The organism is Paenibacillus sp. FSL R7-269, from assembly GCF_000517865.1.
Classification (GTDB): domain Bacteria; phylum Bacillota; class Bacilli; order Paenibacillales; family Paenibacillaceae; genus Paenibacillus_AQ.
The window spans coordinates 1-256 of record NZ_ASPS01000108.1 but is presented as its reverse complement, the minus strand read 5'-3'; the positions used below and the strand labels follow the sequence as shown (position 1 = coordinate 256).

The 256-nt window shown below is 55.1% G+C and carries 1 rRNA gene; it reads left to right on the top strand.

The features are described from left to right. A 23S ribosomal RNA gene (locus C162_RS30815) occupies positions 1 to 256 on the top strand; the annotation flags it as partial.

The window sequence follows — 256 nt, the reverse complement described above, 5'->3', positions numbered from 1 at the left end:
GACAAGACGGAAAGACCCCATGGAGCTTTACTGCAGCTTGATATTGAATTTGGGTACGATCTGTACAGGATAGGTGGGAGCCGTTGAGAGTGGAGCGCAAGCTTCGCTGGAGGCGCCGTTGGGATACCACCCTGATCGTATCTAGGTTCTAACCTAGTACCGTAACCCGGTACGGGGACCGTGTCAGGCGGGCAGTTTGACTGGGGCGGTCGCCTCCTAAAGAGTAACGGAGGCGTTCAAAGGTTCCCTCAGAATG